Source organism: Vibrio sp. S457-15, assembly GCF_000960545.1.
Classification (GTDB): Bacteria; Pseudomonadota; Gammaproteobacteria; order Enterobacterales; family Vibrionaceae; genus Vibrio; species Vibrio parahaemolyticus.
This window is the reverse complement of sequence record NZ_JYOQ01000121.1, coordinates 128649-149792: the sequence shown is the minus strand read 5'-3', so window position 1 is coordinate 149792 and position 21144 is coordinate 128649. Positions and strand designations below refer to the sequence as shown.

At 46.5% G+C, this 21144-nt stretch carries 19 protein-coding genes, 1 pseudogene and 1 riboswitch; of the genes and pseudogenes, 9 read left to right on the top strand and 11 right to left on the bottom strand.

Annotation, left to right across the window (positions count from 1 at the left end):
- Nucleotides 1–37: 37 nt before the first annotated feature.
- Complete coding sequence (gene nfsA, locus UF05_RS11800) at nt 38–760, bottom strand: oxygen-insensitive NADPH nitroreductase (RefSeq protein ID WP_045545552.1); 723 nt, start codon at nt 758–760, stop codon at nt 38–40.
- 195 nt (nt 761–955) lie between these two features.
- Here nfsA and UF05_RS11795 point away from each other — a divergent pair, with 195 nt between their 5' ends.
- Both UF05_RS11795 and UF05_RS11790 read left to right on the top strand, forming a co-directional pair.
- On the top strand, nt 956–1597 hold the full coding sequence (locus tag UF05_RS11795; RefSeq protein ID WP_005458325.1) for a MarC family protein: 642 nt from the start codon (nt 956–958) through the stop codon (nt 1595–1597).
- Nucleotides 1598–1778: 181 nt separating this feature from the next.
- Nucleotides 1779–2651 (top strand): patatin-like phospholipase family protein, encoded by an 873-nt coding sequence (locus UF05_RS11790; RefSeq protein WP_031818450.1) that lies wholly within the window; start codon nt 1779–1781, stop codon nt 2649–2651.
- A gap of 70 nt (nt 2652–2721) precedes the next feature.
- On the opposite strand, the gene gbpA is transcribed toward UF05_RS11790, so the two are convergent.
- Both gbpA and trhO read right to left on the bottom strand, forming a co-directional pair.
- Nucleotides 2722–4185, bottom strand: a complete 1464-nt coding sequence (gene gbpA, locus UF05_RS11785; protein ID WP_045545551.1) for an N-acetylglucosamine-binding protein GbpA — start codon at nt 4183–4185, stop codon at nt 2722–2724.
- Nucleotides 4186–4285: 100 nt separating this feature from the next.
- Nucleotides 4286–4390, bottom strand: a riboswitch (cyclic di-GMP riboswitch).
- 427 nt (nt 4391–4817) lie between these two features.
- Nucleotides 4818–5798, bottom strand: coding sequence for an oxygen-dependent tRNA uridine(34) hydroxylase TrhO (gene trhO / locus UF05_RS11780; protein WP_005484186.1), 981 nt, complete (start codon nt 5796–5798; stop codon nt 4818–4820).
- Between the two features lie 325 nt (nt 5799–6123).
- On the opposite strand from trhO, the gene UF05_RS11775 reads away from it, so the two are divergent.
- Nucleotides 6124–6612, top strand: coding sequence for a GNAT family N-acetyltransferase (locus UF05_RS11775; RefSeq protein ID WP_005462686.1), 489 nt, complete (start codon nt 6124–6126; stop codon nt 6610–6612).
- 76 nt (nt 6613–6688) lie between these two features.
- On the opposite strand, the gene UF05_RS11770 is transcribed toward UF05_RS11775, so the two are convergent.
- A complete protein-coding gene (locus UF05_RS11770) occupies nt 6689–7984 on the bottom strand; it encodes an alpha/beta fold hydrolase (RefSeq protein ID WP_045545550.1) in 1296 nt (431 codons plus the stop codon).
- 210 nt (nt 7985–8194) lie between these two features.
- Here UF05_RS11770 and UF05_RS11765 point away from each other — a divergent pair, with 210 nt between their 5' ends.
- The gene (locus tag UF05_RS11765; RefSeq protein ID WP_020841498.1) at nt 8195–9352 is read left to right on the top strand and encodes a D-alanyl-D-alanine carboxypeptidase family protein; all 1158 of its coding nucleotides are present in this window, start codon (nt 8195–8197) and stop codon (nt 9350–9352) included.
- Between the two features lie 84 nt (nt 9353–9436).
- On the opposite strand, the gene UF05_RS11760 is transcribed toward UF05_RS11765, so the two are convergent.
- Nucleotides 9437–12094, bottom strand: coding sequence for an alpha-amylase family glycosyl hydrolase (locus UF05_RS11760; protein ID WP_045545549.1), 2658 nt, complete (start codon nt 12092–12094; stop codon nt 9437–9439).
- Between the two features lie 129 nt (nt 12095–12223).
- Complete coding sequence (locus tag UF05_RS11755) at nt 12224–13687, bottom strand: helix-turn-helix transcriptional regulator (RefSeq protein WP_197065582.1); 1464 nt, start codon at nt 13685–13687, stop codon at nt 12224–12226.
- A gap of 167 nt (nt 13688–13854) precedes the next feature.
- On the opposite strand from UF05_RS11755, the gene UF05_RS11750 reads away from it, so the two are divergent.
- Both UF05_RS11750 and UF05_RS11745 read left to right on the top strand, forming a co-directional pair.
- Entirely contained in the window at nt 13855–14508 is a 654-nt protein-coding gene (locus UF05_RS11750) for an oxygen-insensitive NAD(P)H-dependent nitroreductase NfsB (protein ID WP_005374924.1), read from the top strand.
- A 69-nt stretch (nt 14509–14577) separates the two neighbouring features.
- Nucleotides 14578–14868, top strand: coding sequence for a putative quinol monooxygenase (locus tag UF05_RS11745; protein WP_005480132.1), 291 nt, complete (start codon nt 14578–14580; stop codon nt 14866–14868).
- Here UF05_RS11745 and UF05_RS11740 read toward each other — a convergent pair.
- Nucleotides 14865–15788 (bottom strand): LysR family transcriptional regulator, encoded by a 924-nt coding sequence (locus UF05_RS11740; protein WP_031820837.1) that lies wholly within the window; start codon nt 15786–15788, stop codon nt 14865–14867. The two genes, UF05_RS11745 and UF05_RS11740, sit on opposite strands and share 4 nt — an antisense overlap.
- 150 nt (nt 15789–15938) lie before the next feature.
- On the opposite strand from UF05_RS11740, the gene UF05_RS11735 reads away from it, so the two are divergent.
- The gene (locus UF05_RS11735; RefSeq protein ID WP_005396617.1) at nt 15939–16157 is read left to right on the top strand and encodes a VF530 family DNA-binding protein; all 219 of its coding nucleotides are present in this window, start codon (nt 15939–15941) and stop codon (nt 16155–16157) included.
- Nucleotides 16158–16268: 111 nt separating this feature from the next.
- Here the strand turns inward: UF05_RS11735 and UF05_RS11730 are convergent.
- Nucleotides 16269–16721: pseudogene (locus tag UF05_RS11730) on the bottom strand (acyl-CoA thioesterase).
- A 210-nt stretch (nt 16722–16931) separates the two neighbouring features.
- Here UF05_RS11730 and UF05_RS11725 point away from each other — a divergent pair.
- Both UF05_RS11725 and UF05_RS11720 read left to right on the top strand, forming a co-directional pair.
- Nucleotides 16932–17696, top strand: coding sequence for a ferredoxin--NADP reductase (locus UF05_RS11725; protein ID WP_029803154.1), 765 nt, complete (start codon nt 16932–16934; stop codon nt 17694–17696).
- Nucleotides 17697–17847: 151 nt separating this feature from the next.
- On the top strand, nt 17848–18336 hold the full coding sequence (locus tag UF05_RS11720; RefSeq protein ID WP_005462711.1) for an RDD family protein: 489 nt from the start codon (nt 17848–17850) through the stop codon (nt 18334–18336).
- A gap of 33 nt (nt 18337–18369) precedes the next feature.
- Here UF05_RS11720 and UF05_RS11715 read toward each other — a convergent pair whose 3' ends face one another.
- From UF05_RS11715 to UF05_RS11705, 3 genes are all read right to left on the bottom strand, one after another.
- The gene (locus tag UF05_RS11715) at nt 18370–19041 is read right to left on the bottom strand and encodes a DUF2057 domain-containing protein (RefSeq protein WP_005499910.1); all 672 of its coding nucleotides are present in this window, start codon (nt 19039–19041) and stop codon (nt 18370–18372) included.
- Nucleotides 19042–19319: 278 nt separating this feature from the next.
- Entirely contained in the window at nt 19320–20465 is a 1146-nt protein-coding gene (locus tag UF05_RS11710) for an AI-2E family transporter (protein ID WP_005484213.1), read from the bottom strand.
- On the bottom strand, nt 20458–21144 hold the full coding sequence (locus tag UF05_RS11705; protein ID WP_005462716.1) for a potassium channel family protein: 687 nt from the start codon (nt 21142–21144) through the stop codon (nt 20458–20460). Before UF05_RS11705 ends, UF05_RS11710 begins: the two co-directional genes overlap by 8 nt.

The following is a 21144-nucleotide window of genomic DNA, read 5'->3' as shown; positions in this document are numbered from 1 at the left end:
TGAGGCCTTTTTTGATCCAGTTGATGACAACTGGATTTTATCTTCGCGCTAACCCTTTCCCATTCAAATACGGAAGAATATGCGGACGAGACTCACCAGCTAGCTTGCTCGTAACTTCTTGTGACCACGTACTTTGTTTTTTATTGCTTGAGCGGTTTGCATAGTAGTTCTGCATCGTTTGGTCGTATGCTTGAATGTCATCTAAGTTGAGATCTTGGTACTGGTTCTCGTGCACCACCACGTGCGCAGGTAGGCGAGGCTTAACTTCTGGGTTTTGATCTGGGTGGCCCAAACACATACCAAATAGGATGGCGGTATTCTGGGGTAGCCCCAGTAGCTCATCCACTTGCTGAGCATTATTTCTTAAACCGCCAATGTATACGCCTCCCAAGCCCATCGATTCTGCTGCCAATAAGCAGTTTTGAGCCATGATTCCAGAGTCTACGGCACCTATTAGCGTTAACTCTGTGAAATCGGCTTGAACATCAGGATTAATACTGGTGTGACGCTGGTAGTCGATACAGAACACCAAGAACTCTGCCGCGCTTTCAACGTATGCTTGATTCCCTGCAAATTTCGCTAGTTGTGATCTCTTCTCTGTGTCCGTGACTCTAACAATTGATACTACCTGCAACATACTAGATGAGGATGCGGCAAGACCCGCTTGAAGGATGGTTTCCAGTTGCTCTTTATCGATAGGCTGTGAGGTAAATTTACGAATGGAACGGTGGCCAAGAATGGTTTGGATCGTACTGTTCATGATGACTTAACATCCTTTGTTCTATTTTTAGGCTGAGCGTTCACCTTAGCGGTATTTAATGAATGGGTAAACTATCGCGAAAGAAAAACTGTGCCTTAGAGCATAAGTTTGAGTTCAGACTGGGGAAACGGCGCGCATTCTGTTTGTGAAGGTATATACTGTTTTTAGAATCAATAGTTTATCTACGTTGGAAAGATGAAAGAGCTGATACTTCATACCGTCACAGTGTTCATGGGGTTCTTTGCGATCATGAATCCCATTGCCAATATTCCTATCTTTTTGAGCCTCACGGCGGATGAAGATAAAGAGACCGTTAGATCAATAGCACTTCGCTCGGTGTTTATTGCTTTTGTCATCGTGGCTATTTTTGCCATCGCAGGAAAAGTGATTTTCGACCTCTTTGGTATCACCCTTTATGCGCTGCGCATTACTGGGGGGATCTTAGTCTTCATGATTGGTTTTAATATGTTGCAAGGAGATTCCACGCATCAAAAAACCAAGGAAAAAGCGTATTCGCCTGCGCAGCAACAGGCAGCCTTGAGTATTGCCGTATCACCGTTGGCGATGCCAATACTCGCGGGGCCGGGTACGATTGCGACAGCGATGAACTTTGCGACCACAGGTGGTTTTGACCAAACCATTATTACCATCGTTTCATTTGCGGTTCTTTGTATCATCACCTACATATTGTTCCTGTTTGGGGACAAACTGGTCAAAGCGGTAGGGCCTAGTGCTTTGAATGTGGTGACAAAAATGATGGGCCTGATTTTGGCAGTTATCGGCACCCAAATGTTCATCGATGGTGCTGGCGAAGCCTACAAAACCGTATTTGCCTAACCCTTCCTATATTTCCCAAATCCACACTTGTGTTGCGTCACAAGTGTGGATTTTTTGATCTTTAGTTTTCATTTTCTAAGCTCGAAATACATAGACTTCACCTATCTCAATAATAAGAATAACCAATTGTTGCTAATGCACGAATTTCATTACTCTTTTCCGAGAAATTAATGGGGGAAACATGGCAACGAAAGCAATTGTAGTGGAAGGTGGAGCGATGCGCGGCGTCTTTGCCAGTGGCGTGTTAGACGCATTTCTAGAGCGAGATTATAAGCCATTTGATTTTGCGATTGGCGTATCGGCAGGCGCATCTAATTTGATTGGTTATCTGACCGATTACCCGCACCGCAGTATAAATGTGATTACAAAGCTCGCGACCAGCAAGCGCTTTTTCGACCCGACCCGTTTCCTCAAAGGTGGCGATTTGATTGATGTAAAATGGCTGTTTGAAGAGTCCAACCGTTTGTATCCCGTCGATGAGAAAAAGCTTTTTGAAGGCATTCCTTTTTTTGCGGCCACCACTAATGTGGACACAGGTAAAGCGGACTACTATCGAGTGACGCGAGAAAATTTCCCTCATGCGATAGAAGCGACAACAGCATTGCCGATTGCTTACAAACATACTCCGTGTTTTTCTGGTGGTTGTTATACCGATGGTGGTGTGGCGGATTCTATTCCGGTTCGAGAAGCTTACCGAAGAGGAGCGCGAGACATCACGGTTGTGCTATCACACCCGCTGAATTACTCCAAAAAACCAGTAAAAAATACTTGGTTAATGAACAAGTTGTTTGCTGAACATCCCAAAATGGCAGAAGCGATGTTGCATCGTTCAGAGAACTACAATGAGTCCTTGGAATTTATCCGCAATCCACCACAAGGAACCCGCGTGAGAGTGATTGCACCGCCGGATGAATTTCATGTGCAACGCTTGTCGATGCGCCAATCCGTTCTACTCGAAGGGTATGAAATGGGGCTTCAAGAAGGCAGAACTCATATCACCAATCTGTCTGGTGGTCATGGTTTAAGTCGAGAAAACTGCCACTTTTGTCTTTAACTCGCAGTGATTGATAAAGTAAAAAGAACCCCGCGATTTGCGGGGTTCTTTACGTCTATCGTCTGCGAGATTAGTTCAGTTTATCCCAAGCCATTTCCCAGTGTGAGCCTGTCGCTGGCTCAAATTGTGTTGCACTCTCACTCCACTGTACGCAGTAGCCAGAGTAAGGGAATGGTTTACATTGATAAATCGCGCCGTCGCTTGCTAACACTTTTGTACCTGCTGTGTAGCTAGAAAGCCCCTCAGGGAATACAAAGTCGTATTCGCCTGATGGTGGTGGGGTGACTTCCTCACTTTTTAGATGGAAATCCAGAGTTTGCTGATCGACAAGGTTGCCATCGGTATCTTTAATGCGGGTCACTAACATGTGGTGCCCCGGTTCTGATTTGCTCAGCGTGAGTTCTACTTGTTCGCTTGCACCATCTTGAATTGAACCCGTCCAACTTGCTAGTGGTTCGCGATGATGATTGTAAACCGTTAACTCGGCGGTTAAGTCGCCCTCTGCGGTAAGAGTGAGGTCTAAAGAGGTTGGTTCTGTAGCAATTATGTACTCACTGGCAAGACCATCAACCGTGAGTGAATAGTCAGGTACTGGCGTTTCAATATTGTAGCCAATTTCAACACGCTCAAGGCCACTGTTTGATTGCAGGTAAATTGGGTTCGTGCCGTACACTGGCGTGAACTTGTCTTCCGAATATTGACCAGCTTGAAGCTTAGTTTGCTCTTGGTTGACTTTACTCGCCAAGGCGTAAGACCAGTTTTTCGCTTGAGTGAGTGCGTCGTTACTAATTGCTAGTTCAGTGCGGTATGCAACGTTCTCTCCAGATTGATCAAACACGCGAGTGTAAACCGAATCGCCAACCTTTAGATTCATAGTAGGGATGATTTGGCCACCTTGAGTCCACTCAGGAATCACAGGGTCGTCACCATCAAATTTGACATCGATAACGTTGTAGAATGATGCTGCGGTATCACCCACATCCCATACCGCAAGGATGACATGGTGCCCTTCGCGTTCAGGCACGTTACATTGGTGGCTCATCTGTTTTGGTGGTTGAACCATATTGCCGTCAACTACACAGAAAGGGTTGAGATCGAACGAGTCGCGTGACAATGAAGCGTTCGGGTTCCAATTCGGTTTTGTGATGTAGTATTTCCAATCACGAGTCACGTGGTTTGCTGTAAAAGTCCATTCAAACGTTTGTGTACCAGATTTTATCGGACGTTTTACCCAGCGGTCGGCGGTTTGTTCGTCTAGTGCAGCTGCTAGAGCCGTTTCTGCGCTGGCAATTTTACCGTCGCGAGGGCCAGTCTCTGGGAAGCCATCAGGGCCTTCGACGCTTTGTGGTTCATATTGAATTGCGCCGCAGTTAGTGTTTCTTTCATTGGTATCCGATGTTGGGTACTTACACAGCGCTGCACGACTTGCTGCGACGCCATCGTTGGATTCCGATACGTAACCGTGTGCTAAGACACCAGAGCTCATGCTTGCGATAGCAAGGGCAACGAGCGATTTATTAGGGAATGATTTCATTACACGTCCTCTTGTTTGGCTGACAAATGAATGCCACAACTCGGCGCATGCAGAGCACTCTCATCCATATCTGATTGGAACTCATTAGATACAGATAGAAAGTGGCAACCCCGCTATCTTAAGCACTAGTGTTGACTAGTTAAGCAGTGCTGGAAGACCGGAAGCTTTGCGTCCCATCCTTTCGAATGGTTTGCCGAAATGTGATTGAGCACTCGGAATGTAGCGTATGAATATGCGCAAATAAAAATAATTCATCTCCTTGTGGAATCGTTCTCGCAATTTAATATCTATTTGCTAAATAAACGAATGACCTTTGTAATTGTGTGTAATTTAACTATCTGAAAATATTTGTTTTTAGGTGTTTTTGATTGATTTTGTGAATGAAATTCTGGGCGTTCTATTGGTATGATTTTTGAGTTTTTTTGCTGCTAACACTGATGAGGGGGGAGTGCTCAGGGCTATGTGCGACTGTGCTCTTGGTGAGGTTTTTTAGGTGCGTTTACTGTTGTCGAGTTCGATTTGAAACGTAAATGTTTTGCTTGAATGTTAGTGGGGAAGTGAATAAATAGTGATTGTAAAAAAAAGAGGGCGAGCCGTATGGGTTACGGCCCGCCGAAAGCCTATTGAGTCACTTAAGCTTGTTTACGTTGAGCTGCTTTTTTCGCTAGCTTTGCTTCGCGTCGCTGCGCACGTTGCTTAGCACTTTCACCACCAACGTGCTGCTCGCCTCGTTGATCGGCTAATGAAACTTGCTTTTCGCGCTCGCGGAATCGCGCAACTTGCTCTTCTGAATGTTTGCCGTGACATTTCGGGCAGCTCACGCCTTGCTCAAACAATTCAGACTGCTTGTCTTCTTCTGTGATCGGTAATCGACAAGCGTTACACAAATCGTAATCGGCTTTCTCAAGCTGGTGGTTGACAGCCACACGACCGTCAAACACGTAACAATCGCCTTCCCACATGCTCTCTTCTTGTGGAACTTCTTCAAGGTATTTAAGAATGCCGCCTTCTAGGTGGTAAACTTCTTCAAAGCCTTGCTCTTTCATGTAAGCGGTTGATTTCTCACATCGGATACCACCTGTACAGAACATCGCAACTTTCTTGTGTTTTGCCGGATCCATGTTTTCTTTCACATAGTCTGGGAACTCTCGGAACGTTTCAGTATTTGGGTTTACAGCCCCTTTGAAGGTGCCGATTTCGATTTCGTAATCGTTGCGAGTATCCACCACAAACACTTCTGGATCGGCGATCAAATCGTTCCAATCTTGAGGTTTCACATACGTACCCACCACATGGCGAGGGTCGATGCCTTCAACACCCAATGTCACGATCTCTTTTTTCAGTTTCACTTTGGTGCGGTTGAATGGTTGCGTTTCAGAGTAAGATTCTTTGTAGACCGTGCCCGTTAAACGAGGCTCAGTATTTAGCCACTCAAGCAGCGTATCAATACCCGCGCGGTCAGAGGCGACCGTACCATTAATACCTTCCCCAGCCAGCAGTAACGTGCCGCGAATATGGTGTTTTTCCATCAACGCAAGTAATGGCTCGCGTAGCTCTTGATAGTTATTCAGCTCCACAAACTTGTACAGCGCACAGACTACATACTGACTCATGAGATTTCCTTTATAAAAACAGGTGGTCGATGACCTTTAAATTTTAGCGGCTCGGAGTATACCTGAGTAAATTAGTCGGAAATACGGACAAAATTTACGGATATTCTTGTCAGAAGAGAGGCGATGCTGGATGGGTAATCGCTCGGCAGCGAGACAAATCCGGTATGTGTTCAAACTCTTGGCAAAAACAAAAGGAGGAAAGGGAAATCAAACTCGACATGGTTGGTTGAAATTTGTACTGTGGCTAGGCTTTATATTTCTACCTAAATAGGTGATGAGCGAAAGCCAAAATGACAATAAAACCATCAGTTAGCAGGAAAAGGACATGCAGCAGTTTCACATCAGAAGGCTGAGAGAAGAAGATATCCCTTTACTCAAAGGATTATTGGTAGAGCTCGATACCTCTCACTATGAAGCCGAGCCTAACTTCTACCGATCACCCGAGGAAATGGCGCAGCTAAGGGAAGAACGTGGCGTCTTTGACAAGTATTTCGATGACAGCATGATCGCCTTTATCGCTTGCTCACATCGACAAGTCGTTGGATTTATCTCTGGTACCGTTCGAGATATTGACTCGATGGTTTCTGTTGCAAAGCGCGTTGGCTTCGTTAACGAGTTGGTGGTCTCGGAAAGTCACCGCAACTTAGGAATAGGCTTGTCGCTCATGGATAAAATCGAAAGCGATTTGTGCAATCAAGGTATTGAAGAAATTGGTTTAACCGTCGCATCGTTTAATCATGAAGGTGAAGATTTCTATCATAAGATGGGTTATCGCGTGATGACCAAAATGATGAGCAAAAGAGTGAAAGACTGATCGCTATAGTTCATAAGCCTCTATAAACGCCTTTTCACCAAATACTGAAAAGGCGCATTTCTAACGTCTGCCGTGCTTACTTCAACGTAGCTGCGGTCTGTTTACCCATGGCAATGAGTCTGTCGAGAATGCGTTCACCGTCGGCACGCAAACCGTTGTGCTCGTACTCGTTGGTGATCCACGCTTTTGAATTTGGGATTAACGCGAGCGTCTCTCGGCTGATATCCATTTCAACAAACATATCATCGGCGTAAACGGCGCAACTGACAGGCACTTTATTTTGAGCCAGTTGAGTTTGATCGTACAGCGCAGCCCAATCGTCTTTCGCGGCCAATATTTCTGCGGCGTCTTTTAGTGGTTTAAGGTTGACGTATTGGTCGAACATCCACGGGAAGACCATTTCCCCCGTAAAGTAAAATGGCTGGTCAGGTTCATAATTAAACTCTGGTCGGGTTTGGCGAACACGGTGTGCACTCCAATTCGACGCAAAGCCTTGGCAGTAAATCGATTCATGCAAAATGGCGTAGATCGGGTTGGTTTGGAAGTTTTGCTGCGCCAACATATCGTTCAAGAACTCATAACGAAGTTGTGGTTTGCCGTTCACTTCAATCAACGCGCTTTCTAGCCAATAGTAAGTTGGCAAGAAAGTATCACTCACACCAAAGTTGATGCCGATTTGTTGAAATTGCTCCACCGTGAAGCGTTGACCATTTGGTAGGTACTCTTCGTTTTCCAGCAAGTGATTCGCAATGTTTTGGCAAAGTTGTTGCGCACTTGGAAATTGTTGGAAGAACGCTTGGTTTTTCTCCATGGTGCGTTTGAAGGTGGCTTCATACACATCGTCGGCATGACGCGAGACTGATGGCACGCCACCTGTGATGTAGCTTTGTAGCAAGCTGTCTGGGAACAAAGACAAATAGGTGAGGGAGCAAAAACCACCAAAGCTTTGACCTAAGATCGCCCATTTTTCGACGCCAAATTGCTTACGAATGTATTCCGCGTCGCGCACGATGTTATCCGCTCGGAAGTGGCTCAAGTAGTCTGCTTGTTGCTGCGGTGTGAAATGAGCCAGAGTCTGATGATTAATCACCGAACTATTGCCCGTACCGCGCTGGTCGAGGAGCAAAACTCGGTACTCTTGCAGCGCGCGCTTTACCCAGCCGCTATTGCCGTTTTGACGCGGAGAGGGAAAGCCCGGCCCGCCCTGAAAGTAAACCAACCAAGGTTTGGTCGATTCTTCATCGCCGACTAGGCAAACCGCACGGGCGAAGACTTCAATGGTGCCTTTACTCGCGTCTTGGTAATCCAGAGGAACGGTAAAGCTGTGGGGAGTGTAATGCAATCCTGCGTCGATAAATGATTGAGCGTTCATTGTTATCTTTATTTCCTTATTGAGGGGTAGCGCTACTTTACTGCGAATGGCATGAAGAACCAATGCTATTTCCCAATCGCCTCTTCAGTTCTATACCTTGGTCAAATCAATGTAAGTTCAAGAAAATGAAACGATTAGCGACTGGTGCAACTGGTTGAGTGAGCTATGCTCAATAGAGTTGCGACAAAGTGAGAGCATGGAGGAAGTCGGATGAAAGTGTCACTGGCTCGATGGATTATTGTGACTTGTTTAATAAGCGTACCTACTTTTGCCGTTGTTACGCCCAACCCACCTCAATTAAAGGCGAAAGGTTACGTATTAATGGACTTTCAATCCGGTGCCATTATTGCCGAGCATAACGGGCGAGCAGGCCTTGCTCCGGCGAGTTTAACCAAGTTGATGACCGCTTATGTAGTTGGACAAGAAATCAAAGCGGGGCGTTTGAAATGGGATGACGTTGTCACCGTGAGCGAAAACGCGTGGTCGGCCAAGTTTCCCGGTTCTTCTAAAATGTTCATCAAACCGAAAGATGAAATTAGTGTTGCGAACTTAATGCGCGGCGTGATCATCCAATCAGGAAATGACGCGTGCGTTGCACTGGCTGAGCACGTTGCAGGCAGTGAACGCGGCTTTGTCGCCTTGATGAATGGTTGGGCGGAGAAATTAGGACTGCAAGACACCTATTTTGTGAACTCCCATGGTCTTGATAGTGATGGCATCCAAACCTCACCAACCGATATGGCAAAACTCATGCAGTCGATCATCAGCGATGTTCCTGATGTGTACGCGCTATACAGTGAGAAAGTCTTCAAGTGGAACGACATTACGCAGTACAACCGCAATAAGTTGTTGTGGGACAATTCCATTGATGTCGACGGGGGAAAAACCGGCTACACCAGCAATGCCGGATACAGCTTGGTGAGCTCGGCCAAAGAAGGAAGAATGCGACTTATCTCGGTGGTGATGGGTACGCCAAGTAAACAGGCTCGGATCAGCCAATCGAAGAATCTACTCAGCTATGGTTTTCGCTTTTATGACACCAAGCAAGTTGCTAAGCAAGGCCAAGTTGAGTCTAAAGTTCGCGTTTGGAAGGGAAATACCAATCAAGTTGAGGCGATCTTTGCTAAAGATGCCTATCTCACTCTGCCTCGTTCAATGACGGCTGGGCTTGAAAAGAGTGTGGTGTTAAATGAACCGTTGATTGCGCCGATCGCGCAAGGGGATGAGATTGGCAAGGTCGTTTGGAAAAGCGATGACAGTACCGTGGCGAGTTATCCCTTGGTCAGCAGCCAAGCGGTAGAAGAGGGCTCGTGGTTCGGTCAGCTTTGGGACAGTCTGGTGCTGTGGGTGAAATCGTTCTTTAACTAGAATAAAAACGAGCAGAAGTGTCTTTCTGCATTCTTTTGTTGATGGCCGCCCAGCTAAACGCTGGGCGGTGTCTTATTTTACGGTTTATTCCGACAAGGTGATGATTGGTAAATCGTCCCAAATCTTACTTTCATCCGATGCGCCACCGGAGAAGTTCCAAGGGCCTTTGTCTTGTTCTAGCGGACGGTAAGTTGCCGAAAGGCCGTCTAAGTCCCAAGTCGTGACATAGAATCGGATTCCATCGAGCGACTCTGGGTGGCCTAGTGCATCGCTAGCAAAGTCCATCGAAATGGTGTTGCTGGCTTTGTCTACCGTGACCATTGGTGCTGGTGTTACGGCTTCTCCCCATGTCGTCGCATTTGCTCCTTTGGTGTTGTAAATCGAGCTTTGCCAGCCAAAAACAACCGCATTGCGACTCCAGGTTCCGCTTGGCATAGAAGCGTTGATCTTCGGTAGCTCAGACAAGTTGGTTGCGGCTTCTTCCGGTAAATCAATAAAGATAGTGAAACCCACGTGGTCGAAGCCGTTTGGTGGCAACCAAGTGTCGGTGATTTTGTCCATGGTGAAGGTCAAGCGTACGTTACTGCCAACGGTAAACACTTCTGCTTTATTGATTGCGAGTTGGCTGCTGTCTTTGTCGAACGTTGGATCAGTTGGTAGCGAGTAATTACCGTTAGGACCGCCTGTGCCGTCTTGCGCATCACCTGTATCATCAATGGTGTCATCCGGCGTGTTTGACCAGCTTAGGTTCGAGACAAAATTCACGTCCTCGATGCCTGCTTTTTTCTCGGTGGAATAAATCGCGAAGCGGTGCTGTTGTTCGCCAATAGCAAAGTGACGAGTCGACAGCGTGACGCTAAACTGACCATCAGCGCCTACATTAATGGCTTGCGCTGTTTCCAAGTTACCATCGACGACGAGGTTCAACTTCTCGTTGGCGTTCGCACTACCCGCGATAACAATATCACCAGTGATGGTTTGTCCTTCCCAATCTTGCGCCAATTGGATGTTGAGGTCTGGGGTATCTACAGATTGATTGCTGCTTGTTTTTGAGTAAATCACTGCAGACTTGGCTGGTAGCTCAAGGGTTACGTGACCGTTTTCATCGGCGATTAACTGTTCTGGAGCGTCTGCCCAGTTCGACATGATTTGTTGTTGGAAGACGGTGCCGCCAACTTGTTCTACATCGAGTTGGTTCATCAACATCGGCGAGTTGGATGTGTTCATCACGACCAAGACTTCGTCGTTATCCAACGTTCGAGTAAAGGCGAAGACGCCCGCGCCCGCTTTATCGCTGCCAATCACTTTCATTTCGCCACGTGTCATGACTTTGTTTTCGGTACGTAACTTAGCAAGCTCTTGGATGAACAAGTACATCTCGCTGTTTTGGTCGAACGAGTCTACGTAGTTGCCGTCTTCACGGTAACCGCCAGCAAACATCGCATCACGCGCCGCTGACATCGCCTGTTCAGTACCTTGGTAAATCACAGGAATACCCGGCACGCTCATCATGGTGATCAGTGCTTGTTTCATGTCATTCACGCTACCTTGCGACAGAAAACGCGGCATGTCGTGATTATCAATGAAGTTCGGCATGATGTATGGATTTGGGAACATCTCCATCATTTTCTCAAGACGGAAACGTAAATAGTCGGTCGGTTGCCCTGATGCAAATACGCGCGTCATGGTCGCTTGCAATGGGAAGTTCAGTACCGAGGTTAGCTGTTTCGGCGAGCCACTTTCACCGATGTAAGTCAGCATCTTCTCTTCGCCTTCGGTGTGGTAAGGCGTAGATGTTTCGAATACTTCACCAAAAGTGAGGAAGTTGTCACGACCGGTATCAACCGCTTGCGTCATCACACCATCGTCGGCGTGTAGGAAGTCGTTCCAGAAATCGTGTTCAACAAACTTCACTGTATCGATACGGAATCCGTCGACGCCGACTTCGCGAATCCATTTTCGGTAGCTCTCTTTTAGATAAGCGCGTACTTCAGGATCGGACGTATTAAGGTCATCCAAATCAGAGAGTTGCCAGGTTTTTTCTTGTACCAGATCGTTGTGGTCGGTGATGGTTGGCGTCCAGTGGTAACTACCTGTGCCGTCTGTTTTACACTCGTTCATGTTGAGCGGGTATGGCAGTTCTTGCCCGGCGGGTAGTGCATTTTTAATCAAACGGAAGCCTTGGCAAGGCAGGCTTGGATCATAACTGTAAGGATCATCGTAGGTAAAGAAGTTGCCTACATGGTTGGTCACGATGTCCTGAATTAAGAACATGTTACGCGCATGCACTTCGCGTGCTAAGGCTTGGTAGCTTTCCATGTCACCAAAGTGTTCATCCACTTTTTGGAAATCGCGCGCCCAGTACCCGTGGTAGCCGCCGTAGTTTTGCTCTGCATCCCACCATTGGTTAGCAACTGGCGGAGTAATCCAGATCGATGTGGCACCGAGATCTTCGATGTAGCTTAACTTATCACTCACACCAACGAGGTCGCCGCCGCTGAATTTTTTATCCGAAGTCGGATCAAATTCGTTTTGCCCTTGATCATTAAGAGCACTGTCGCCGTCGTTAAAACGGTCGATCATTAGGAAGTAAATGATCTGGTCTTGCCAATCAGGAGATGCCACGTGGCTGCCTGTATCGACTGGTGTGGTTTCGTCGCTTCCACAGCCAGAAAGAGCAAGAGCGATCGCTAAAGGAAGTATTTTTATTTTATTCATTGGGTTAGATAGAGTTTCAAACACGGTTTTTGCCTCCGTTATGCAGCAATGCAGAAACGATAAAGCAAAGGTTTGAAATTGAGAGTGTCATTTCACGCCAAAAAAGACGTGAAATGATGTCACGAAGAGATGATTTTGATCTGACCGACAGTTTTAATTGAGCGGTTGCACAATAGGATATTGTATCGGGTAATGCTCTTTCGCGAGCTCGTTGTCGGATTCATCATAAAGACGGAAACGGCACTGTTTTGCAGTTTGAGTGAGCGATAATTGTAGCACCCAACAAGCATAATGTAGCGAGTGTTTGGTTAAGCGCATTGCGTGAGGTGTGGGGTCATCATCGACGTAACAGTCAATCCTCACAACGTTTTCAAGTCGGCATGCCAGTTCGACAAAGAGCGTGTATTGCGCCCCGATATTAATCAGCTGCCGAGTCGGGACAATGTATTCCGTTGCGCCAATTAAAAGCCCCTTAGAAACCACATAATCACGCTGGTGGTTATTATCAATGTAACGCTCCCCATCGACTTCATAACACAGGCGAAAGGTCAGGGGATGCGCCACCGGAAGTTCGGTCGTTGCCCAGAGTTCGGTGCCATGACTTAAAAAACGCTCGAAGAAGGCGGGGTAGCGCCGCCATGCGCCATCACGGTCACGGCATTCTACTGAGACCACTTTTTCAAACGCAATATTGTCCACTTCCATCCAGATTTTGCCGACAGGTTGGTCGATGTGATTATCGTCGAAGGTATTGGCTTTGGCGTAGTACAAGCGGATCGGTTGCTGATTTAGCTGAGTTCGGTTATCCAAACATTGTTGGCGATACTGCATGGGTGAAAACGGATACCAACGACGAAAAGTGCGGTGAAAGTTCGATGGTTCTTCATAACCGAGTTGATAGGCGATTTGCTGCGTTGTGAGTTGGGTGTCGGCAAGCAAAGTGAGTGCTTGCTTTCTTTTAGCGAAATCAACGCATTGAGAGTAGCTCATTTGCTTTTCTTGCAGTCGACGTTGCAAGGTGCGTTTGGAGACGCCCAGTTGCCTTGCCGCTTGCTCTAATTTGAGCGCGTAATTACTGTTTTTGATGAACAAGGCGTTCAAAACACTCAGCAATTCGGGTTGCTCAATGGGCTGGTGAGAAAGCAGCAAATAAACATGTTTCACCAGTTCAAACACGCTTGAACTCGTTTTAGAATCTCGCGTTTCCCCTAGAAAAATATCGGCCGCGAGTGGATTGCTGGCTTGAATTTGTACCTGTATTGATTCGCTTAGCTCAAGCATTTCCAATTGCATTTTGAGCAAGCCAAACACCGACTCCGCCCAATTTGGCATATCGGCCGTTCTGCATTCGACTTGCAGATGGATTTGGGCATCACCATGTTGCAATGTGACGTACAAACGGCGGTCGAATAATGAAACACTTTTACTCCACCAAAGCAGCCCTTCTTGGAGGTTAGGCGCTTCTTTCAACATCATGCATTGCAAGGCCACCAACTTCTCAATGTGCCAATATTCGCCGGCAATTCTCAGATGATTGTGATCGAGCTTTTTGCACAGAAAGGATGTAATAACGTTATCTTGAGGCAGCATGAGTTGAGTTTGGTTGCGAGCAAACATGCATTATTGCTGAAAAGATGAAGAAGTTCAGTGAGAACGCTCAAAGCCTTTCTTATCGTTTTATTTTCAAATTTATTTTGAAAATGTTTTTAATCGAAATCGGTTTTTCCCTTTATCTCATGAGGTTATGCTGTTACACAGCTTAAATTCATTAATTGGAGAACCTCTTGGATATCGTACAAGCTGCAAAATCTCGTTACTCAACGAAAGTGTTTGACCCAACGCGCAAGCTACCTCAAGAAAAAATCGACGCAGTTAAAGAGCTGATTCGTTTTAGTCCATCGAGTGTGAACTCCCAGCCTTGGCATTTCATTCTGGCAAGCACAGAAGAAGGCAAACAGCGCATCGCTAAAGCGGCGCAAGAGAACTACGCGTTTAACGCGGCGAAGATTCTCAACGCTTCTCACGTATTGGTGTTTTGTGCAAAAACAGGCATCGATAACGACTACATTGAAGCGCTAATGGTGCAAGAAGAAAAAGATGGTCGATTCCCAACTGAAGAAGCGAAAGCGGCTGTGCGCGGTGGTCGTAGCTACTTTGTAAACATGCACCGTTTTGATCTGAAAGATGCGAACCATTGGATGGAGAAACAAGTTTACCTCAACGTGGGTACGTTGCTGCTGGGAGCTTCGACGCTAGAAATTGATGCAGTGCCAATTGAAGGGTTTGATCCCAAAGTACTGGATGAAGAATTTGGCTTGCGTGAAAAAGGTTACACCAGCGTTGTGATCGTGCCGCTTGGCTACCACGCGGAAGATGACTTCAACGCGAAAACGCCAAAGTCTCGCTGGGACGCAGAAACCGTATTCACCGAGATCTAATTCGAGCTTACTTGCAGGTTACGTAGAACCTCGCAATCAATATATAAATCGCAAAAGAGTGATAAAACGATGATCCACTTAGTTGCAGAAGTGAAAGCCTACCCAGACAGCAAGGATCAGGTGGTGAATTTGCTTGCTGGTTTACTAGAGCCAACTCGTCAAGAAGAAGGCTGTTGCCAATACGAGTTGTATCTCGACGAAAAAGTTGAAGGCCTATTCATGTTCCAAGAGATTTGGGCATCGCAAGAGGCCTTGGATAAGCATTTGCAAAGCCCGCACATGGCGACGTTTCTTGAAACATTGGAAGAGAACGACTGGGTTGAATATACCCAGATTCGTCCTCTTCGATTTATCGCCTAATGACAGAAGGTTGCCAGCACGTTGGCGCGTTGTTGGCAGCATTTTTGTTGGATAAAGTCGCGGAAAGTCCGAATCGTTGGCGTTAGTAAGCGACGATCGGCGCACACCATGTAAAGCGGTACTGGGCCGCAATCCCACTCTGGTAACACTCGCACCAATCTTCCCTCGATTAAGTCTCGGCTGATGTCCATCAACGATTTATTCGCAATGCCTTTGCCTTTGATCGCTAACCGGTGTGGCAAGTCACTATCGTTGCTCATCAAGTTACCGCTGACCACGATTTGTTCTTTCTCGCCGTCACGCGTGAGCGTCCATTTGTTGTAGACCGAATCCGCGACCATGTAGCACAAACAGTTGTGTTGCGTTAAATCGGCAGGAGAGGTGAGTTCTGGATGTGTGGCTACGTACTCTGGCGATGCACATAAGATCCGTTCGTTTGCCCCACACAAAGCCAACACGACCAGATTGGAGTCGGCCGGCTCGCCGTAGCGAATCGCAATATCGACAGGCTTGGTGTACATATCCGTCAAGCTATCGGACAGCTCTAGTTTTATGGAAACATTTGGGTAGAGATCGATGAACTCATCCACCCAATCGAGCAACATATTGCGACCAAAATCGGAGGGCGCAGTAATGTGCAGTTGACCAGATAACTCGCCACGTGCACTTGAGATCTGATCCAACCCCTCTTGCAATGTTGCCAACGCTTGCGTGGTTTTGTCTAAAAACAGTTCGCCCTCTGAGGTTAAACGCAGGCTTCGGGTGGAACGCACAAACAGCGGGAAACCGATTTGCCCTTCAAGACGCTTAATCGATGCGCTAATGGCGGCAGGTGTCATGTCCATGCTGTTAGCGGCTTTTGAAAAGCTGCCTTGGCGCGCGGTTTCGACAAAAATATTGAGGTCGTTGAGGGCTTTCATCGTGAAAAGGATGTTTGTGAAGTTTGAGCTACTATAGGGGAGATGAGCAAAGTAATTCAAGCTAAACGCCTTTGAAGGTGAAAACATTAGGTTAAGTGGTCACTTTGAGTTAGATTAGCCCGCCACTTACATCGTTACTGGATCAACAACATGAGCAACGAACAGCCGAATAACCCTCTGCATGGGTTGAGTTTAGAAAAAATCGTCACCCGACTAGTTGAACACTTTGGTTGGAATGGCCTGTATGAGCGCGTTCGAGTGAACTGTTTTAAGAAAGATCCGTCGATCAAATCTTCTCTGAAGTTTTTGCGTAAAACGCAATGGGCGCGAGACAAAGTCGAAGCGCTGTATATCGAGACGTTTTGCTAAGCGTTACGCTTTCAGCTAAAAAATCCGAATCAAAAAAGGTGGCCATGAGCCACCTTTTTGTTTTCTTACTGTACTTGTTTCTTCGCTGACTTTTTACTGTCCGCTGCCGATTTATTCCAAATGATGCGTACTGCCAACCGTGCTTTCTAACTCAAGAATGGATTGGCGCACATGGTCAGGAATAGCCGCTTTCTCGTTGTTTTTAAAATCGAACATCACGCCTGTCGCGGTTGAGACCGTCGTAATCTTGCCCCATTTTTTACTCAATACTTGATATTCCATAGTGATGCGATCTTCTTGCATGTCGATCACGCGCGAGCCGACCAGCAACGTGTCTGGGTAAGTTACAGGCAGTTTGTAGCGACATTGCGTCTCGCTGAGTACTGGCCCAATTTGCGAGGTTTGCAGGTCGACCAGCAGATTAATTTTGTTGAAGTAATCTAAACGCGCCGTCTCAAAGTAGCGAAAATAGACCACGTTATTGACGTGTTACAGAGCATCCATTTCACCCCATGCGACTTTGATCTCTGTGATAACGGGAAAGTCTTTTAACAGTGTGTCCATTTTTAGTGCTCCTTTTTTATCTGCATTGCCACAAATTGCGACGCGACTTATCACTTTGAGCATTTATTCTAGATGTAAGCATTTAATGTGTAATAAAATTGTTTTTAAAATGTGAAATAAAATGGCAATATTATTATGTAAACTAGAAACTTTACATAATCGAGCTGAAGGCGTAAGTTTAACTAAGAGTAACCAAATAGGAGGTGTCTCATGACTGAGCTGAAAGGTTTCAATCTAGCCAAGGTGGAAAAACGCATTGACTGGACTGGCGAACTGTTCAGTTTAAGGGTTTCAGGCGCGCCTCTTTCCTTCAAAGCTGGTCAGTTCACCAAGCTTGCTTTGCTTGATGATGAGGGCAAGTCTATCAGCCGTGCTTACTCTGTGGTTAATGCGCCAAGCGAGCAACACGAGTGGCTCGAATTCCTCATTGTGGCAGATCCTCAAGGGCAACTTTCTCCAAGGTTGCAAAAGCTAAAAGCGGGTGACCCGATTTATGTGGGTGAAACCGCGCATGGCGATCTCATTCACGACACTATTCCTAAGCAAGCGAGTGATCTATGGTTGCTTTCGACGGGGACTGGCATTGGCCCGTTTTTATCTTTGCTGGATGACATTAACCTGCTTCCTCACAATGATCGTATCGTGCTGGTGCATGGTGTTCGCTACGAAAAAGATTTGGTCTACAAATACCTGATTGAGCATCTTCAATTCCGATATGAAGGACGCTTAAAGTACGTGCCAATCGTGAGTCGTGAATTGTCACTCGGAAAACTGCAAGGTCGAATCCCAGAATTGATTGCGTCTGGTGAGCTTGCCAATAAAGTGGATGTGCCTTTCTCTCCGCAAAGCAGCTTTGTGATGCTGTGTGGTAACCCAGAGATGATTAAAGATACCTTGCCTGTGCTGCAAGAATTAGGGTTAGAAAAGTATCGAACTCGAACAGGCGGTCACGTTATCTATGAGCGTTATTGGTAAGTATCCACCCATCGCTGAAACCGAGATAACTAAGTTATATCGGTGTAAATTAAAAATCACTTTTGAGACATGATACGAATTTATAGACTTATCAATTGAGCACATATACAACAATGCCTAGACTGCGTTCACTGTTGTTGTAGGTGGTTATATGTACTCTTCAATTGCGAGCAAAATGCAGCGGCTTATAGGCGGTTTCGTTGATCTGTTCGTCGTCATTAGCGTTGTCGTTGTTATCGCGTTGGGTATCAATTTTTGGCTCTATGACTTCCGTTTATCCCTGCAAGAAAACTTCACGCTTGTTTACGACACCCACGCGGTGTACCTCCTCACTGTTCCCATTCTTCTCGTGATTAACTGGTATTGGTTGAAGGAAGGGCAAACCATCGGCATGCGTTTTGTTGGTATCAAAGTGGTGATGAAAAATGGTCGTGCCGCGACCAAAGTGACGGTTTCCATCCGGCTTGGCATTAGCTATCTACTCGAAATGTTTATTCCTGGCGTTCCGTTGGTGAACCTTGTGCTGCTTGTTTTTCATCCAGAGCGACGTTTGTTGCATGATTTCCTTACCAAGACCAAAGTCGTGCAAGCACCTGACTTGCTACTGTCTATTTTGCATGATCAAAAAAAGCCACATTAAGTGGCTTTTTAAATCAGGTCAGTCAATCAATGGTTATTGCTGATTGATGTACGCTTTAAAGCGCGCTTTTGTTTCTGCGTCTGCTTTTTGATACCAGAAGTGCAGCATTTCTTCTGCCGTAGAATCTGCTTTCACTGCGGTTGCACGCGCTTGTTTCATGTCTTCAGGAATCTTTGCAGGAAGCGTGACTGGTTGCATGGTCGCTGCGCCAGCAAAAGCGACGGCTGCTGTACCGCCAGCGCGGTTGTAATCTTCGATTTCACGCACGTAATCACGGCCGATTTGCATACCCGGTTTGATCAGCTTGTCTTGGTCAACTGCGACTGCTTTGCCTGAACCATCAACCAGTTTCCAATCGAGATCTTTGATGTTTTCTTCCGCGTCACGCATGTTGCGGTATTTTGGAACTTCAATCGTCAACTCTGCATTTGCAGTATCGAAGCGTGCCACGATAGCGTCACTTTCTACGCTTAGACGGTCATTACCTTGGTTGAAGTAAGGTGCGTAGCGGAAAACGACTTGGTTTACGCCATCGGGTAGCGTCAATGTTTTTTCAGAAGCAAAAAAGCCGCCAGAAAGTTTCGCTTTTTCACCGTTTGCTGCCAATACTGAAACGTCGTCAGGAACGCTAACCGTAACGTCTGCGAATGCCATGCCACTCATTGCTAGAGCAAGCGCGCAAGTTAAAGGCTTGATCAATTTCATTGTTTTTATCCTAAGCTTTGTAATTGTCCCAATTAGTCAAGATCGGTCGCTCAAATGTAGGGGGATCTTGGAATTCTTTGGGTATAGCGATCAACGAGATTGCATCGTTAAGTGCTTGATTGCAACTCTCAAGTGTAAGAAGTATGAAAATTTAACAAGAACGTCATTTTTATCTCATCCGTTGCGATGAAACTGTGAGCTAAGGTTAAATAGAAACAAACCGCTGCAGGGCAACGGTTTGTTTTATTCGGTCAATGAGAAGGTATTACCTTGGTAATTTAAATACCGGCACCATGTCCAGATTCTGTTTGTTCCTCTTCTTCTTTGAGTTCAGCCATTTCTTCTTGCTGCTGTGCTTTCTCGATGCTCAACCACCAAACGAACAACTCATACCAAATCGCCAGAATAACCGCACCTAGGAACAGGCCAACGATGCCGTAGAAAAGCATACCGCCGATGGCCCCAAGCAGAATCACAGGCATTGGTACGTCTACACCACGGCCCATGAACATTGGTTTTAGTAAGTTCTCAGACAGCGCACCGACAACCGCCCACACGGTAAACATGGTCGCGGTTGTGCTGTCTTGCGTCATGTACATGTAGCCAATCACCGGCAATACGGCAAGCAGCGCAGGAAGCTGAGCGATACACAAAATCATCAGAATCAGAGTGAGCAAACCAGCAGCAGGAACGCCAAACACAAAGAAGCCAGCACCGATCAATAGCGCTTGAATCGCAGCCACACCAACTACGCCCAGCAGCACGCTTTTAATGGTCGCGGCGATAAGCGTTGTCCAGCTTTTCGCGTTTTCGCCAGCGGTACGGATCGCGATAGTTTGCAGGCCTGATGCCAACGACTCTGAATACGTCATAAAGCCAGCAGCGATAGCCAGTGACAAGATAGACAGCAACAAGCTACCTAACACGCCGCCAACCATGCCAAGCAAAGAGGTTAATGCTGACTTGATTTGTGGCATAAAGGTTTGTATTGCTTGCTCTAAGTTAGTCGCAAAGAGCGTCCATACTTCATAAAGTTTGTCACCCACAAGAGGCCAATCAGCAACAGAAGCTTTAGGTCCAGGGATTTTCACCTGACCATTTTGCAGTACGTCCAACGCGTGTGTTGCACCATCCACGATAGAGCCCGACACCATCACTAGTGGCGTTACCAGCAGTGCGATACCCAGCAGTGCGATTGTCGTGGCAGCCAAGCCGCGTCTGCCGCCGTAAGCGCGTTGCAGTTTTTTGGTCAGTGGTAGTAGCGCTACCGCGATGATGGCACCCCAAATCACTGGAAGGATGAAAGGCCTGATGATGTCGTACGTAAACATCAGCAATACGAAGATCAAGCCAATACGTATCGCTGATTCCACCATGTTACTGATGAAAAGCTTACTTTCATTTCTTTCCGATTGTTTATCCATTTTTGTTTACCTGATGATCAATGTTGGAACTGACGAGACTTGAAACAACAATCGCCATATAAAACACACCTGTAATGGCCTCTAAATACACCACGACTTGAGCCAGTGGCGTTAGAGGGCTGATGTCGCCATAACCGAGCGTGGTTAAGGTGACGAAACTGAAATACGCCGCATTGGAGAAGTTCTGCCCCCAAGAAATCGCTTCCATACCGGTAAAGGCTTCAGGCGAGAACTCAAGCAGAATGAGGTAGGCAATCGCCCACATCAGACCAAGCAGCAAGAAAAGCGCGACCGAGCCAATCACTTTGTTGCTGTTGACGTGGCCAGTGAAAAGAATCTGTCTTGCGATGGATTTAAAAGTGCCGAAAAAGAATGCGAAGGTGAGGGCAAGCATCACCACATTCATCTCGCGGATGTTAAAAACGGTCTTGATCACAATCACCAGTACCCAAACACCAAACAGGGTATAGAGGAATCGAGACCACGTTTTGTCAAAGCGAAGGCTGGCAAAACAGACAATGAACGTGAGAACTGTGAACGCCTGCAGTATGTGTTCAATTGTCCCTTCACCCACCACTTGTGCCATCGCACTCCCTAGCAACAAAATCACCAGCGCTAAGGTTAGATAGAAGAAGTTGTTTTCTTCATTAATGTTTTTGAGTTTTTTACCAATGACCAT

What these genes read in the sequence shown, in the direction of transcription:
- UF05_RS11775 (WP_005462686.1), top strand. Translation starts at nt 6,124, where the DNA reads ATGCAGCAGTTTCACATCAGAAGGCTGAGAGAAGAAGATATCCCTTTA.
- UF05_RS11705 (WP_005462716.1), bottom strand. Translation starts at nt 21,144, where the DNA reads ATGGTCATTGGTAAAAAACTCAAAAACATTAATGAAGAAAACAACTTC.
- UF05_RS11765 (WP_020841498.1), top strand. Translation starts at nt 8,195, where the DNA reads ATGAAAGTGTCACTGGCTCGATGGATTATTGTGACTTGTTTAATAAGC.
- UF05_RS11720 (WP_005462711.1), top strand. Translation starts at nt 17,848, where the DNA reads ATGTACTCTTCAATTGCGAGCAAAATGCAGCGGCTTATAGGCGGTTTC.
- gbpA (WP_045545551.1), bottom strand. Translation starts at nt 4,185, where the DNA reads ATGAAATCATTCCCTAATAAATCGCTCGTTGCCCTTGCTATCGCAAGC.
- UF05_RS11790 (WP_031818450.1), top strand. Translation starts at nt 1,779, where the DNA reads ATGGCAACGAAAGCAATTGTAGTGGAAGGTGGAGCGATGCGCGGCGTC.
- UF05_RS11735 (WP_005396617.1), top strand. Translation starts at nt 15,939, where the DNA reads ATGAGCAACGAACAGCCGAATAACCCTCTGCATGGGTTGAGTTTAGAA.
- UF05_RS11795 (WP_005458325.1), top strand. Translation starts at nt 956, where the DNA reads ATGAAAGAGCTGATACTTCATACCGTCACAGTGTTCATGGGGTTCTTT.
- nfsA (WP_045545552.1), bottom strand. Translation starts at nt 760, where the DNA reads ATGAACAGTACGATCCAAACCATTCTTGGCCACCGTTCCATTCGTAAA.
- UF05_RS11745 (WP_005480132.1), top strand. Translation starts at nt 14,578, where the DNA reads ATGATCCACTTAGTTGCAGAAGTGAAAGCCTACCCAGACAGCAAGGAT.
- UF05_RS11755 (WP_197065582.1), bottom strand. Translation starts at nt 13,687, where the DNA reads ATGTTTGCTCGCAACCAAACTCAACTCATGCTGCCTCAAGATAACGTT.
- UF05_RS11715 (WP_005499910.1), bottom strand. Translation starts at nt 19,041, where the DNA reads ATGAAATTGATCAAGCCTTTAACTTGCGCGCTTGCTCTAGCAATGAGT.
- UF05_RS11725 (WP_029803154.1), top strand. Translation starts at nt 16,932, where the DNA reads ATGACTGAGCTGAAAGGTTTCAATCTAGCCAAGGTGGAAAAACGCATT.
- UF05_RS11770 (WP_045545550.1), bottom strand. Translation starts at nt 7,984, where the DNA reads ATGAACGCTCAATCATTTATCGACGCAGGATTGCATTACACTCCCCAC.
- trhO (WP_005484186.1), bottom strand. Translation starts at nt 5,798, where the DNA reads ATGAGTCAGTATGTAGTCTGTGCGCTGTACAAGTTTGTGGAGCTGAAT.
- UF05_RS11740 (WP_031820837.1), bottom strand. Translation starts at nt 15,788, where the DNA reads ATGAAAGCCCTCAACGACCTCAATATTTTTGTCGAAACCGCGCGCCAA.
- UF05_RS11710 (WP_005484213.1), bottom strand. Translation starts at nt 20,465, where the DNA reads ATGGATAAACAATCGGAAAGAAATGAAAGTAAGCTTTTCATCAGTAAC.